This window comes from Mesorhizobium sp. BAC0120 (genome assembly GCF_033542235.1).
Classification (GTDB): domain Bacteria; phylum Pseudomonadota; class Alphaproteobacteria; order Rhizobiales; family Rhizobiaceae; genus JAWRCU01.
The window spans coordinates 603300-617985 of record NZ_JAWRCU010000001.1; the positions used below are offsets into that span (position 1 = coordinate 603300).

Consider the following 14686-nt stretch of genomic DNA (forward strand, 5'->3'; position numbering starts at 1 on the left):
GCTTCACATTAAAAAGATTTAATGAGCGAAATGCCTGGAGTGGCTGCCGACTACTTGAGCATCGGCCAGAGTGTGACGGCGAGCAGCAGGCCCATCGCGATGTTGAACCATTTGAGCCGCGCCGCGTCGGACAGGAAGCCGCGCAGCGCCATGCCAAAACCGGCCCAGGAGGAAACACTCGGAAGGTTGACCGCGGCAAAGGCAACCACGACGATTGCCGCAGAAAGGAAGGGCTGGTCGGGGTCGGTGTAGACAGCCATCGCAGTCAGCGCCATCACCCATGCCTTGGGATTTACCCACTGGAAAGCCGCCGCTTCGATGAAGCGCATTGGTCGCGCCCCCGCTGCAGCCTCCCCGAGCGAGCGTGACATCGCCACCCGGTAAGCGAGATAGAGCAGATAGGCACCGCCTGCGATCTTCAGTGCGGTGTGCATGGCCGGGAACGCAATGAGCACAGCACCAAGCCCGGCGCCGACCCCGATCAGCAGCGAGGCGAAGCCGGCTGCTATCCCGAACATATGCGGGATCGTCCTGCTGAACCCAAAATTCACGCCCGAAGCGAGCAGCATGAAATTATTCGGCCCCGGGGTGATCGAAGTGACAAAGGCATAGACGAGAAGCGCAGCAAAGGTATCGGCGGACATGAGTCTTTCCGGAGCATTTTATGTCAGTATTACTGACCTAAGGTGTCGATCTCGCCAACCCGAATTGTTGTCCCCATGGCAATTGCTTGATCAGCTGCCGCCGATGCCCGGCAGTGCCGCAAGAACGGCGCGGGCGATCCGCAATGACGTCGTGCGGAGCGCCTTCGATGAAGTGGAAGCTTCGTCCGTCGCGATGGAGGATGCGAATCTACATCCCTTGCGGGCCGCGGTTCATCGCCGCTATGCCGGTTCGGCATACCTCGGTCAGACCGAGCGGTTTCATGATCGCGATGAACTGCTCGATCTTCGATACACGGCCGGTGATCTCGAAGATGAAATGCTCGGTATTGGCGTCGATCACGCTGGCCCGGAATGCATCCGCCAGCCGCAGCGCCTCGACCCGATTGTCACCGGTACCGGTCACCTTCACGAGGGCGAGTTCGCGCTCGAGCGGCCGCTCCTGGCCGAGTTCCAGCGCCCTCACCGACAGGTCGACGACTCGATGCACCGGCACGATACGCTCGAGCTGGTGCTTGATCTGCTCGAGCACATGCGGGGTGCCGCGCGTCACGATGGTGATGCGCGACAGGTGCTTTTCGTGCTCCGTCTCTGAGACGGTCAGACTCTCGATGTTATAGCCTCGGCCTGAGAACAGCCCGATGACGCGAGCAAGCACGCCCGGCTCGTTGTCGACGAGCACCGAGAGCGTATGCGTTTCAGGCTTTTCCGTTTCCATCGCGATGAAATAGGCGGAGCCGGTAGGTTGAAGCTGGGCGTTCATTGTTGACTCTCGATTGCAAACTGCACGGCCAAGTTCTGATTGAGTTCCCCGCCCGTCACTACACCAGCTCCCTGCCCTTGGCGTCGATGGCGTTCGCCACCGCCTCGTCCGTCGCCTCGTCGGGCAACAGCATCTCATTGTGCGCCTTGCCCGATGGGATCATCGGGAAGCAATTGGCGAGGTTGACCACGCGGCAATCGAAGATCACAGGCTTCCTGACCGCAATCATTTCGTTGATCGCGTCGTCGAGATCGCCAGGCTTTTCGCAGCGTATGCCGTGGCCGCCATAGGCTTCCGCAAGCTTGACGAAGTCCGGCAGCGCCTCCGTATAGGAATGCGACAGCCGGTTTCCATGAAGCAGTTGCTGCCACTGCCGCACCATGCCCATGTACTGATTATTGAGGATGAAGATCTTGATCGGCGCATCGTGCTGCACTGCGGCCGACATTTCCTGCATCGTCATCAGTACCGAAGCATCGCCGGCAATGTCGACGACCAGCGCATCCGGATGGGCGATCTGCACGCCGAGCGCAGCCGGCAGGCCGTAGCCCATGGTGCCCAGGCCGCCCGAGGTCATCCAGCGGTTCGGCTTCTCGAAGTGGTAGTGCTGCGCAGCCCACATCTGATGCTGGCCGACCTCGGTGGTGATGTAGGTGTCCTTGTCCTTGGTGAGTTCGTAGAGCCGCTCGATCGCATATTGCGGCATGATCACCTGGTCGTTCTGCTTGTATGCGAGCGAATCCCGCGCCCGCCAGCGCGCGATCTGCTCCCACCACGGATAGAGCGCCTTCTTGTCGAGCTTGACGCTTGCCCGCCACAACCGGACCATGTCTTCCAGCACGCGACCGACGTCACCCAGGATCGGCACGTCGACCCTGACGTTCTTGTTGATCGAGGACGGATCGATGTCGATGTGGATCTTCACCGAATTGGGGGAGAATGCGTTGACTCTGCCTGTGATGCGGTCGTCGAAGCGCGCGCCGATGCAAAGCATCACATCGCAATCGTGCATGGCCATATTGGCTTCGTAGGTGCCGTGCATGCCGAGCATGCCGAGCCAGCTCTTGCCGCTCGCCGGATAGGCGCCGAGGCCCATCAGTGTCGAGGTGATCGGGAACCCGGTGATCTCCACCAGCTCGCGCAGCAGATGGCTTGCCTGCGGCCCGGAATTGATGACACCGCCACCGGTATAGATGATCGGCCTCTTCGCGGACGCCATCAGCGCGACCGCAGCGCGGATCTTCTCGAGGTCGCCTTCGGTCTTCGGGTGGTAGCTCATGCGCGGTGCGGTCTGCGGCGGCGTATAAATGCCCTTTGCAAACTGGACGTCCTTCGGGATGTCGACGACCACAGGCCCGGGCCGCCCCGTGGTGGCGACGTGGAAAGCCTCGTGTAGAGTCGCGGCGAGCTCGTTCACGTCCTTCACCAGCCAGTTGTGCTTCGTGCATGGCCGCGTGATGCCCACCGTATCGCATTCCTGGAAAGCGTCCGAGCCGATCAGCGCGGTCGGCACCTGGCCGGTGATGCAGACGAGCGGGATCGAATCCATGAGCGCGTCCTGCAAGGGCGTCACGGCATTGGTCGCGCCGGGGCCGGAGGTGACGAGCATGACGCCCGCCTTGCCGGTCGAGCGCGCATAGCCTTCCGCCGCATGGCCGGCTCCCTGCTCATGCCTCACGAGAATGTGCTGGACAGTCTCCTGCTGGAAAAGCTCGTCATAAATCGGAAGTACGGCGCCGCCGGGATAGCCGAAAATGTGCTTGACGTCGTTGTCACGCAGCGCCTGTACCACCATCTCGGCGCCCGTCATCTCGCGTCGTCCGCTCTCTTCGCCTGGCTTTTCCATGGGTCTTGTCCGTCTTTCCGCGCCTCTCTGGCGCCTGCAATTTCCAGTCCTGAACTCGGGTAACAAAAAAGGCCCCCGAGGGAGCCTTTGCGTCGCGCATGGGAGGTTTTCGCCCGGCGGTTACACCGCCTTGCCCATGCGCCTTCCTACTACGAGAATGATTGCCGATTTCATGGGCGCGGACTTTAAGGGCCAAACGAGCTCCGCGTCAATGGCGAATTCGTTTTTCCTGCACTCGCTCAAGCCGTTCGTTGCGGGCGCGGCTGGGCAGCCAGTCCGATCCGTTTCCAGTAGACCAGTGTTCCGGTCAGGCCGCCATGCGGCTTCAACGCATAATCCGGTATTTCGCCGGCCAGAATGAATCCCAGCCTTTCATAAAGCCCGGCAGCTCCCTCTTCGGCGGCCGTATCCAGAACAAGCAGGGTCTTGCCTCTCTCGACGGCAAGTTCCTCGGCAGCGTGCATCAGCCGCGTGGCGATGCCCCTGCCCCGGTGGCTGAGGCTTGTCATCATCTTGGCGATCTCGGCCCGGTGCGGTTGATTGGGAGGAAAATCGAGCAGCAAGGTCACGGTGGCGACCAGGGCCTCGCCATCGAAGGCGCCCAGCACGACCCTTTCGCCCCGCTCCGCCAACGCCAGCGAGTTGCACCAGAAGCCCGCCGCGACTTCCGGCGCCAGCGGATGCATGAAGCTGACCGATCCGCCTGCTGCAACCGTCTCGATCAGCATTTCGGTCAGCTGCTTCACCGTCTCAGGCAACGCCGTGAGCGGCCTGATGTCGATCGAGTGCATGCGCTGATTTCCCCTTCCTTAACTACGCGGGCAGATCAGTCGAAATGACTGGACCGCCTGCGCTTTCTGGCGCGCTTGATCTCCTCGACCCGCGCATCTCCGGCCTGCAGGTGGCGCCCGCGCTCCAGGAGCTCGAGCGTGTATTCCTCATAGGTCAGCCCGGCTGCTTCCGCCCTCTCGAGCCGGAACAACGCAATGTCGCGCGATTTCGGCTTCCAGGCCGCTGCATGAGCACGCTTCCAATGGAGGAACCGGTGGGGATCGCCCTTGCCCCAAGGCGGGCCTTCATAATTATCGAGCGGCGGGCCGAGATTGTGCCCCTGTCCCGGTCGGCGTGGCATCACGGCTAAACCCTGATCAGCGCAACGAGATAGACGGCCGCGCCCGGCCCAGGCGCGTGGAACACGCAGTCGGACGGCGGGCCGAGCGAAAGGCAGTCGCCGGGCTGCATGTCATGAACGACGTTGCCCTCGGTGAAGTCGAGCCGCCCCTCGATCAACCAGATCTGTTGCCGGATGAAAGCGTAGGACGCAGCGGGCAAGCGAACCGTTGCGCCGGCGGGCAGCTCGACGCGGATCAGTTCGAGCGGCATGTCCGATTCCGGTGAAAGGTGCCGGCGCACATAGCCGGTCTCCGGGTCGGTCCAGCGCGGCTGGTCCTCTTCCCTGAGCAGCCGTCCCCCACGCAACTCCGCGCGTGCGATCATCGCAGACAGCGTCATGCCGAACGCTGCCGCGATCCGCACGAGCAAGGCCGCCGTCGGGCTTGCCTCACCGCGCTCGATGGCGCTGAGCATCGCCTTCGAGACACCGGCTCGTTCGGAAAGTTCGGCCAAACTCCAGTTCCGGACGGTGCGCTCAAGCCGCACCCGCTCGGCAATGCCGCTCTCCAAATTGTCTTCTATATCGATCATCTGGCCAATATAGAAGACAACGCTCTACGTGAAAAGCCCCGATTGCGCCGCTTCGCTGCCGCCGGCGTCCTCCTCCAATTTTCTCCGCCGGATGCCGCAGGCGTCGACAAACAAACGAGGAACACTGCTATCAGCCGATATCGGATGTTGAGCTTATGCTGCAGCGATATGGGCCGCGATGGTGGCCACGATCCGGCGACCCATCTGTGAGCGGCAGCTTACGAAGCTGAATGCCTTGGGATCGCTAAAAAGCGGCGAATTCCCTTAACATCTGTTACACCATCCCCTCTCACGCGCCCTTAACGTGCCGCGATTATGTTCCGCGAACAGGGGGGCCAGAGGGCGAGTGGTTCATGTTTGCAGACCGGGGCAGCACCGCCGGCGAGACGACTTCGCAGGAGCGTCGCGAAAGAGCGCAGCCCGACCACCGCGTGCTCGGCCACGTGGTGCAATGCGACGGCGCGCGCGCTGTCATAGCCGCACAGGCGGACTATGAGGACGGGTCCGTCACTGGACTGTGGACCGTCGGCAAGATGGTCTCGATCAACCTCGATACGACGCGCACGGTCGGCCTGGTCTACGCAATCAGCAAATCGGACCGGCAATGGGCTACTGAGAGCCGCAACTCGATCGAAGTGAGCATCGAGCTGATCGGCGAAGTTCGCGACGACACGGCAGAGGGCAAGCCGGTCTTCGACCGCGGCATCACCAACTATCCCTATATCGGCGCCATCGCCCATCGCATCCGCGCGCGCGATCTCGCCGCCGTCTACGACCTTGCCGGCCGCCGCGCAGTGACTATCGGTCAGCTCTCGCAGGACGAGTCCATCGCGGCTTGCATCGCGATCGACGATACGCTCAATCGGCACTTCGCGGTGCTCGGCACCACCGGCGTCGGCAAGTCGACAGCGGTGGCGCTTCTCCTGCGCAAGGCGATCGAAGCCAGACCCGATCTGCGCGTGCTCATTCTCGACCCGCACAATGAATTCGCGCCATCCCTGCCCGAATTCGCGATGCGTATCGACACGGGCTCGCTGGACCTGCCCTTCTGGCTATTCCGGCTGGAGGAGTTCACCGAGGTGCTGTTCCGCGGCCGCGAGACGGTGCCGGAAGAGATCGACCTGCTGCGCGACCTCATCCCGCAAGCCAAGCATGGCTTCCGCAATCTTGGAGGCTCACCGTATCTGCGTCGCGGCGGTGGGGATGCGATCACTGCGGACACGCCCGTCCCCTATCGCATGGCCGACCTGCTCAGGCTGATCGACGAGCGCATGGGGATGCTCGAAACGAAGAATGATCGGCCGATCTATCGCGCCCTGAAGAACCGCATCGAGGCGGCCATAAGCGACCCGCGCTACCGCTTCATGTTCCATTCGCGGCTCATTGAGGACACGATCCACGAGACGATCGGCAAGATCTTCCGTGTGCCGCACCAGGGCCGGCCGATCACTTGCTTCGAGATGGCCGGATTGCCGTCAGAGGTCGTGAATTCAGTTTGCTCCGTGCTTGCCCGGCTGGCCTTCGACCTGGCTCTGTGGAGCGAGGGGAGGCTGCGGCTTCTGGTGCTTTGCGAGGAAGCGCACCGCTACATGCCTGCCGACCCGCGGCTCGGTTTTGCGCCGACCAGGCATGCCATGTCGCGGATCGCCAAGGAAGGCCGCAAGTATGGCTGCTATCTGGGCGTCGTCAGCCAGCGGCCCGGCGAACTCGACCCGACCATCCTTTCGCAATGCTCGACCGTCTTCGCGATGCGCCTTGCCAACGAGCAGGACCAGGCGATCATCCGGTCCGCGATCGCCGATTCCTCGGCCTCCACCCTCTCCTTCCTTTCATCCATGGGCCAGCGCGAGGCGATCGCGTTCGGCGAGGGTGTGGCCACCACGATGCGGCTGAAATTCGAGAAGATGCAGGGTCATCTTCTTCCGGGTGCAGCCAAGAAGCTTGTCGGCAGCGACGAGGCGGGCGAGACCGGCGACATCGACCTGGCAGCGGTGGTCGAGCGTCTCCGCAACGTTCCGAGAGCGCCTGTCCTGCCGACTGTCGGGGAGCCGGTGAATCCTATCCGTCAGGCAGGTGATTCCGAATACCGCAGGCCCGCTCCGCCGCCGCGCCCTGACGACGATCTCGACTTCGGATATGGGCTGAGACCGTCGACGTTCGGCCTCAGGCCCCAGCGGGACTAGACTACGCACACACCCTGTTCCGGCCGAGGCTCTTTGCCTGATAGAGCCTGGCGTCCGCGCGCCGGAAGAACTGGTCGGCGCTCTCCTTCCCGTCCCAGATGGCCAGCCCCACACTGGTCGTGATCTTCAGCCGGACATTGCCCGAGACGACCGCCGTCGCTGCGATTGCCTTGCGGATGCGTTCGGCAAGCTTCAGCAGGAGGTCGGTGTCCATGTTCGGCGCGACCACCGCGAACTCCTCGCCGCCGAGTCGCGCCACCACATCGTGGTAGCGCGTCATGTCCTTGAGGCAATTCGCCACCGCACGCAGCACCGTGTCGCCGACGTCGTGGCCGTGCGTGTCGTTGACGGTTTTGAAGTGGTCGAGGTCGAGCAGCATCAACCCGACCGGCCTGTCTATCCTGCGGAACTCTTCGAGATATTCGCGCAGCGCATCGTCGAAGTAGCGGCGGTTCTGCATCCCCGTCAGGCTGTCTGTGAGCGCTGCCTGCTCGAGCGTCTCGGATCGTGCGCTGAGAGAGGCGGTCATCGCCCTCAGCTTGTCTTCCTCGCGCACCTGCGTCCTGATCAGCGGGTAAATGAAAAAGGCGCCGAAGAACAGTGCCGTGGCAAGCAGCACGCCGGTGCCAAACAGGAGCTTCCTGAGGTGCTCGACGGCCTCCACAGCTTCGGCCTCGACGACCCGACCCGCAATATCATGCAGGTTCTGGTAGGCAAAATAAGTCGTCACGCCGGCTGCAAGGATTACCGCGATGAAGACAAAAAATGCCGATTCCGACTGATGGAAGCGCATTGATCCGCCAATGGACAGCCCGTCCCTTCGATCATGGCATCGGAGGGCTTACGGCGGGTTAATTTGCATCGCTGCAATGAGCGGAAACGACCCTGCCGACCGCCGATTTCTTTCTTGAGCCCGGCATCGTATGCATCTGGAATGTCAGGAGAATAGCGTCCCCAGCCGGAGCCATTCAGGACCGAGTTGGTTGCGAAACCATGTCGATTGCCGCTTCGCGTATTGCCTGGTCGCGATCGCCGCCAGACGCTGCGCTTCTTCGATCGAAACGCGGCCCTCGATCACCATGCCGAGCTCGCGCACGCCAATCGCCTTCATGGCGGGCATGCCGGGGTCGAGACGAAGTGCCAGCAGCGCTCTCACCTCCTCCATCGCACCCGCCTCGACCATCCGCGCAAAACGTTTGCCGATGCGCTCCGCAAGCACGGCGCGAGGCGGTTCGATGACGATGCGCTGCGCCGTCGCGCCATCGACGACGGGCCGGGCCCGTGCAGCCTGCCATGTCCGGATGGAGCGGCCGGAGCTTTCGAGCACCTCCAGCGCTCGCACGATGCGCTGACCGTCGCTCGGCCTGATCGCTTTTGCGGCCTCCATATCCTCGCGGGCCAGCAGCTCGTGGAGCCGCACCGGACCTTCCTCGTCAAGTCGCCTGCGCCAGCGGGCGCGGACATCGTCCGGAACGTTAGGTATCTCCGCAAGGCCCTCGGTGAGCGCCCGGAAATACAGCCCGGTGCCACCGACGAAGATCGGGCGCCTTTTTGAAAATCGCCCCTCGCCGGCGAGACGGGTTACATCGCGCAGCCAGGCGCCGGTCGAATAAGAGATGGAGGGATGCACATGGCCGTAAAGCTCGTGCGGTGCGCGCTTGAGATCATCGGAACCGGGTCGTGCGGTCAGCACGTCCAGCACCGAATAGACCTGCATGGAATCGGCGTTGACGATGATGCCGTTCTCGCGCTCGGCGGTGTCCAGCGCCAGCGCCGACTTGCCGCTCGCAGTCGGTCCCGCTATCAGGATCGCACCCTTGACGATACCGTCGTTCGAAAGCGTTTCGCTCCCCTTCATGACACTCGTTGCCACGCTCGTTTCCAACCCGAAGGTCCGTGCCCTCTCGCCCGACCTAGCGCATAAGGCCGCCAAAGTCGCCGGCGCAAGCAAAACCATGTGGCTGGCCGATCGGATCGCCTGCGATCTCGAACTGCCCGCCGGAGCTTCGATACCGGAGAAAGAGGCAGCGCTACGGGAAGTGCTGGCACTCGAGCCTGTGGACATCGTGATCCAGCAGGCTGCCGAGCGGCGCAAGAAAATCCTGATCGCCGACATGGATTCCACCATGATCGATCAGGAATGCATCGACGAGCTCGCCGACGAAATCGGCATCAAGGCCGAAGTCGCAACGATTACCGCGCGCTCGATGAATGGCGAGATCGCCTTTGAGCCGGCATTGCGCGAACGTGTGGCGCTGCTCGCCGGCCTCGAGGCCGCAGTGATCGACCGCATCATCGAGCACCGCATCACGCTTGCCGCCGGAGCCCTCGAGCTTGTACGCACCATGCGTTCGCGTGGTGCCTACACCGCGCTTGTCTCAGGTGGATTCATTTCCTTCACCCAGCCGATTGGACGGAAGATCGGTTTCCATGAAGACCGCGCCAACCGGCTCCTCGAAGCCGACGGCAAGCTGACCGGCTTCGTCGCCGAACCGATCCTCGGCCGCACGGCCAAGGCCGATGCGCTGAAGGAGATCTCGGCTCGGCTCGGTTTCTCGCCAGCCGACGTGATCGCCGTCGGCGACGGCGCCAACGACCTCGACATGCTGCGGCTTGCGGGAACCGGCGTGGCGCTGCATGCCAAGCCGGTGGTCGCGGCCGAGGCAAAAGTGCGAATCGACCACGGCGACCTCACCGCCCTGCTTTACATGCAGGGCTTTCGGCGTGAGGAGTTCGTCACGTGAAGCCGATCCGCACCGAACGGCTTGTCCTTCGCAACTGGCAGATACGCGACCGCGATCTCTTCTTCCGCATCAATTCCGACGATCGCGTGATGGAGTTCTTCCCCTTCCGCCGCGACCGCGTCCAGTCCGATGCGTTTCTCGACACTCTGCGCGACATCATCGACCAGCGCGGCTACGGCTTCACGGCTGCGGAGGTCGCGGACACCGGCGTGTGCATAGGCTTCGTCGGCCTCAGCCCCACAAGTGATCTCGAACCTTTCATTCCGGGAGGGGCCGTTGAAATCGGCTGGCGGCTCGCGCCGGAATTCTGGGGCCATGGCTACGTGACCGAGGCAGCCGACGCATGGCTCGACTTTGGCTTTGAAAGCCTCGACCTGGACGAGATCGTATCATTCGCGGTCTGGAACAACCGCCGCTCAACGGCCGTCATGGAGCGGATTGGGATGCGCCGAGACGAAGACGCCGACTTCGATCATCCGCACGTGCCCGATACCCATCCGCAATTGAAGCGGCACGTCGTCTATCGGCTTTCACGCTCCGATTGGCAAAAACGCAGAAAGGCGGCCGAGTAGCCGCCTTTCCGAAACTCGAGACCTTTGACGGTCCTTCTGAATCAATCCATCCGGATCGTCACGAAACGAAGTTCACCGCTCTTCGAAGCAAGCATCAGCAGCGCGTTCTTGCGGCCTTGCTCCTTCAGCGCCGAGATGCGGTCGAGCACCTGCTGCGGTGTCGATACCGACTCCTGCGCGATCTCGGTGATCACCTCGCCGGCGACGATGCCCCGCTCGGCGGCGGCCGAGTCCTTGGCGACTTCATTGACGACGACGCCGGAGACTTCCTTCGCGATATCGAACTTCTGGCGCGCCGTGTCGTCGAGTTCGGCGATCGTCATGCCGAGCACCTTGGCCGTCGAAAGGGCGCCGCCCTGACCCTTGTTGGCATCCGGGACGGCGGGCTCGGTTGTCGCGAGCTTCTCGCCGTCCTCCAGGCGACCAAGGGTCACCTTGACGGTCTGCTGCACGCCCTTGCGGATGAGGACGACATCGACGGCCTTGCCGACCGGGCTCTCGGCCACGACGCGCGGCAGGTCGCGCATTTCGTTCACGTCCTTGCCGTCGAACTTGATGATCACATCGCCCGGCTGGATCGTGCCATTGTCGACAGGTCCGCCTTTGATTACCCCGGCGACGAGCGAACCCTTGGCCTTGTCCATGCCCAGGCTCTCGGCGATCTCGTCGGTGACCGGTTGGATGCGCACGCCGAGCCAACCGCGGCGGGTCTCGCCGTATTTGGAAAGCTGATCGACGACGCCCACAGCAAGCTGTGAGGGGATCGAGAAGCCGATGCCGATCGAGCCGCCGGACGGCGAGATGATCGCCGTGTTGATGCCGACGACCTCGCCCTCCATGTTGAACAGGGGGCCGCCACTATTGCCGCGGTTGATCGCCGCGTCTGTCTGGATGAAGTCGTCATACGGCCCGGAATTGATGTCGCGGTTGCGTGCCGAGACGATGCCTATGGTTACCGTGCCGCCAAGGCCGAAGGGATTGCCGATCGCCATCACCCAATCGCCGATCCGCATCTTGTCGGAATCGCCGAACTTGACCGCCTTCAGCTTGCGCGCCTTGGGATCGACCTTCAGCACGGAAATGTCGGTCTTGGTATCGGTTCCGACGAGCGTTGCCTTCAGCTTGGCGCCATCGTTGAAATTCACCTCGATCTCGTCGGCGTCAGCAATCACATGGTTGTTGGTGACAATGAATCCCTGCTCGGCGTCGACCACGAAGCCGGAGCCAAGCGATTGCACCTTGCGGTCGCCACCGTCCTCACCCTGCCGGTTCTTGAAGAAGTCGTCGAAGAAGTCCTGGAAAGGCGAGCCTTCGGGGAGCTGCGGGACCGGGACGGTCCCCTGCCCTTCGCTTCCCTTGACCGTTTGTGAGGTGGAAATGTTGACGACGGACTCGAGCAGCCCTTGCGCAAGGTCGGCCACAGAGGCCGGTCCCTGCATAGGTTGCATTACCCGCGCCTGGGGTGGCAGCGGTTGCGCAGGCTGGGCTTGGGATGGCGGCGTCTGGCTCGGCGGAGCCGGCTGGACTTGCGTCGGCTGGTTCGGCACCGGCTCGGCTGGCATTGATTGTATCTGTGCCGACAACGGCGAAGCGGAGAGCCCGGCGACAAAAAATGCAGTGGTCGCGGCGATCAGCGCTTTCTGCGCTGCGGGCCGAGCGATCTCGAATCTCATGTGAATGCCTCCCGGCTTGCGGTGTGCGAACCCCAGTCCAAGGGCGTCGCCAATTCCATTCTGAAGAAATACGGCGCGTTTACGACGTTGCCCACCTGGTTTCGATAAATCCTCTGTTACCCGCGCACAAGCCACACGACGAAGACGCCGAGTGCGATCGACGCCAATCCGCCAATTCGTAACAGGTTTTCCGGCATGGCCTGCACTTCCGTACCGAGCCGCTTGGCCAGTTGCGGAAAACCGCCGTAGACAAGGCCCTCGATCACCAGGACGAGGCCGATCGCCGCCAGAAAATCGCCCACGGTCTACTGGTTCGCCGTATCCGTACGCGGGCTCGTCGAACCGGTCGCGCTGCCGTCGGCTGCCGGAGGCGCTGCTGGCGCAGGAGCAGGCGCCGGCCCTGCTCCCGGCTTGCTGCCGTTGGCGTCGCGGAAGAACTTGAAGAATTCAGAGGTCGGCGAAAGCACCATCGTCGTGCCCTGCCCTTCGAGCCCCGTCACGTAAGCGTTCATGGAGCGGTAGAACTCGAAGAATCCCGGATCCTTCTGGAACGCGGCGGCAAACGTTGCGTTGCGTTGCGCTTCGCCCTGGCCACGCAGGATCTCAGATTCCTTCTGCGCTGCCGCGATCGTCTCGACCACCTCGCGGTCGGCCTTGGCACGAATGCCCTGCGCCGCTTCGCGACCCCGCGCGCGCAGCCTCTCGGCCTCGGCGAGGCGCTCAGCCTTCATGCGGTCATAAGTCTGCTGCGACACCTCTGCGGTGAGATCTGTGCGCCGGATACGCACGTCGGCGATCTCTATACCGAGCGAGGCCGCTGCCGGGCGCAAGTCGTCGCGGACTTCGCGCATCATCTCGGCGCGGTCTTCCGACAGTGCCGATTCGAATCCACGCAGGCCGTAAACGCGGCGCAAGGCAGCGTCCAGTCGAGTTCTGAGCCGCTGCTCGGCGAGTGATATCTGCCCCGAAACCGTCGCGCGGAACTTACGCGCATCATTGATCCTGTAGGCGAGGAATGCATCGACCTCATAGAACTTGCCGCCTGAAACCTGCACGCGGATATCGTCGAGGTCGAAGCGCAGCAGCCGGTTTTCGACGATTTGCACCGTGTCGGCGTCGAAGAAAGAGAATGGCAGCTTGAAGTAGATGCCCGGCTCGGACTTCACGTCGACAATCTCACCGAAGCGCAGCACGATCGCCTGCTCCCGCTGGTTGACGACGAAAATCGACGAATAGAGGAGAAACAGGGCGACGGCGACGATGACGCCGATGATCGGAAGACGATTGCTCACGGGTTGCCCCCCTCGGCCGGCGGCCTGCGTTTCTCGAGTTCAGGCAACGGCAGATAAGGCGTGACGCTTTGCCCGTCTTCGACGATCACCTTGTTCGTGTTCTGGAACACCTTTTCCAGCGTCTCGAGGAAGAGCCGCTTGCGGGTTACCTCAGGCGCTTTCGCGTATTCGTTGTAGACGGAGATGAAGCGCTGCGCCTCGCCTTCCGCCTCCTGCACCACGCGGTTCTTGTAGGCGGCGGCGTCCTCCCGGATCTGCGCTGCCTGGCCTCGCGCCTGCCCGAGCTTCTGGTTGGAGTACTGGTTCGCCTCCTCCACGAAACGATCCTCGTCCTGCTCGGCGCGCTGCACCTCGTCGAACGCATCGGCCACCTCACGCGGCGGCGCCGCATCCTCGATGGACAGCGCATTGACGGCCAGGCCGGCCTGATAGTTGTCGAGCGTGTTCTGGATGATGCCTTTCACGGCATCGGCGATGCCTTGCCGGTTGTCGCGGAAGATGTCCTGCGCCGGGCTGCGGCCGACGACCTCGCGCATCGCGCTTTCGGCGACCTGCCGCACCATATCGTCCGGGTCGGAAACGTCGAACAGATAGGCCCTCGGGTCGCTCACCTGGTAAGCCACGGAAAACTGCACGTTGACGATGTTCTGGTCGCCCGAGAGCATCAGCCCCGATTTGCCGGGGTCGCGCGAGCCGCCGCCGATATTGATGAGCTTTTCGGCCGTGTTGGCGATCTCGACCGTCTGGACCGGCCACCACATGAAGTGCAATCCGGGCTCGGAAAGCTGGTCACCCGGTTTGCCGAAGGTCAGTTCCACCCCAACCTCGTCCGGCTGCACGGTATAGATAGATTCGAATGCCCAAAGAGCGACAAGCGCCAGCGCGGCAAGGCCGATAATGGTCGAGCTGTTGCGGCCCCCGCCAGGCAGCACGCGCCTCAGCCGGTCCTGACCGCGGCGGATGATGTCTTCGAGATCGGGAGGCGAGCCCTGTGGTCCGCTCGGACCGCGAGGTCCTTGGCCCCACGGGCCGCCATTATTGCCGCCGCCCCAGGGACCGCCGCCGCCGCTCTGATTGTTCCAGGGCATATATTTCCTCTCTTTGCGACGAAAGCGGCTGCCTGAGCGACGACCATCGTCGGATTTCAGCCTTTATAGGTATGCGCAGATACGCTTTCAACGCGGCCTTCTTGCCGCGGCCCGGATTCATTGTGCAGAGTGAGCTTTTCCTATCGATGGCCGGCGAAT

15 protein-coding genes are annotated in these 14686 nt (G+C 62.9%); 3 read left to right on the forward strand and 12 right to left on the reverse strand.

What is annotated here, in order from left to right; translation table 11 throughout:
- Positions 1-50: 50 nt before the first annotated feature.
- The 6 genes from SAZ10_RS02810 to SAZ10_RS02835 form a co-directional block, all read right to left on the reverse strand.
- Entirely contained in the window at positions 51-644 is a 594-nt protein-coding gene (locus SAZ10_RS02810; protein ID WP_318607630.1) for a LysE family translocator, read from the reverse strand.
- A gap of 208 nt (positions 645-852) precedes the next feature.
- Positions 853-1425, reverse strand: coding sequence for an acetolactate synthase small subunit (ilvN, locus tag SAZ10_RS02815; RefSeq protein ID WP_318607631.1), 573 nt, complete (start codon positions 1423-1425; stop codon positions 853-855).
- Positions 1426-1483: 58 nt separating this feature from the next.
- Positions 1484-3235: an acetolactate synthase 3 large subunit gene (locus SAZ10_RS02820; RefSeq protein ID WP_412535153.1), complete on the reverse strand. Its 1752-nt coding sequence runs from the start codon at positions 3233-3235 to the stop codon at positions 1484-1486.
- Between the two features lie 275 nt (positions 3236-3510).
- A complete protein-coding gene (locus tag SAZ10_RS02825; RefSeq protein WP_318607633.1) occupies positions 3511-4062 on the reverse strand; it encodes a GNAT family N-acetyltransferase in 552 nt (183 codons plus the stop codon).
- Positions 4063-4097: 35 nt separating this feature from the next.
- Positions 4098-4403 carry a hypothetical protein gene (locus SAZ10_RS02830; protein WP_318607634.1) on the reverse strand — a complete coding sequence of 102 codons (306 nt, stop codon included), beginning with the start codon at positions 4401-4403 and terminating at the stop codon, positions 4098-4100.
- A 5-nt stretch (positions 4404-4408) separates the two neighbouring features.
- A complete protein-coding gene (locus tag SAZ10_RS02835) occupies positions 4409-4975 on the reverse strand; it encodes an XRE family transcriptional regulator (RefSeq protein WP_318607635.1) in 567 nt (188 codons plus the stop codon).
- 353 nt (positions 4976-5328) lie between these two features.
- Between SAZ10_RS02835 and SAZ10_RS02840 the strand changes: the two genes are divergently transcribed.
- On the forward strand, positions 5329-7158 hold the full coding sequence (locus SAZ10_RS02840; RefSeq protein WP_318607636.1) for an ATP-binding protein: 1830 nt from the start codon (positions 5329-5331) through the stop codon (positions 7156-7158).
- Between the two features lies 1 nt (position 7159).
- On the opposite strand, the gene SAZ10_RS02845 is transcribed toward SAZ10_RS02840, so the two are convergent.
- Positions 7160-7951, reverse strand: coding sequence for a GGDEF domain-containing protein (locus SAZ10_RS02845; protein WP_318607637.1), 792 nt, complete (start codon positions 7949-7951; stop codon positions 7160-7162).
- Positions 7952-8095: 144 nt separating this feature from the next.
- Entirely contained in the window at positions 8096-9016 is a 921-nt protein-coding gene (gene miaA / locus SAZ10_RS02850; RefSeq protein ID WP_318607784.1) for a tRNA (adenosine(37)-N6)-dimethylallyltransferase MiaA, read from the reverse strand.
- On the opposite strand from miaA, the gene serB reads away from it, so the two are divergent.
- Positions 9015-9902 carry a phosphoserine phosphatase SerB gene (serB, locus tag SAZ10_RS02855; RefSeq protein WP_318607638.1) on the forward strand — a complete coding sequence of 296 codons (888 nt, stop codon included), beginning with the start codon at positions 9015-9017 and terminating at the stop codon, positions 9900-9902. The two genes, miaA and serB, sit on opposite strands and share 2 nt — an antisense overlap.
- Entirely contained in the window at positions 9899-10474 is a 576-nt protein-coding gene (locus tag SAZ10_RS02860; RefSeq protein ID WP_318607639.1) for a GNAT family N-acetyltransferase, read from the forward strand. The genes serB and SAZ10_RS02860 overlap by 4 nt, the downstream gene beginning before the upstream one ends.
- 41 nt (positions 10475-10515) lie before the next feature.
- Here SAZ10_RS02860 and SAZ10_RS02865 read toward each other — a convergent pair whose 3' ends face one another.
- From SAZ10_RS02865 to hflK, 4 genes are all read right to left on the reverse strand, one after another.
- Positions 10516-12147, reverse strand: coding sequence for a Do family serine endopeptidase (locus SAZ10_RS02865; RefSeq protein WP_412535144.1), 1632 nt, complete (start codon positions 12145-12147; stop codon positions 10516-10518).
- A gap of 116 nt (positions 12148-12263) precedes the next feature.
- Positions 12264-12449, reverse strand: coding sequence for a DUF2065 domain-containing protein (locus SAZ10_RS02870; protein WP_318607640.1), 186 nt, complete (start codon positions 12447-12449; stop codon positions 12264-12266).
- 3 nt (positions 12450-12452) lie between these two features.
- Positions 12453-13439 (reverse strand): protease modulator HflC, encoded by a 987-nt coding sequence (locus tag SAZ10_RS02875; RefSeq protein ID WP_318607641.1) that lies wholly within the window; start codon positions 13437-13439, stop codon positions 12453-12455.
- Entirely contained in the window at positions 13436-14527 is a 1092-nt protein-coding gene (hflK, locus tag SAZ10_RS02880; RefSeq protein WP_318607642.1) for an FtsH protease activity modulator HflK, read from the reverse strand. Before hflK ends, SAZ10_RS02875 begins: the two co-directional genes overlap by 4 nt.
- Positions 14528-14686: the final 159 nt, after the last annotated feature.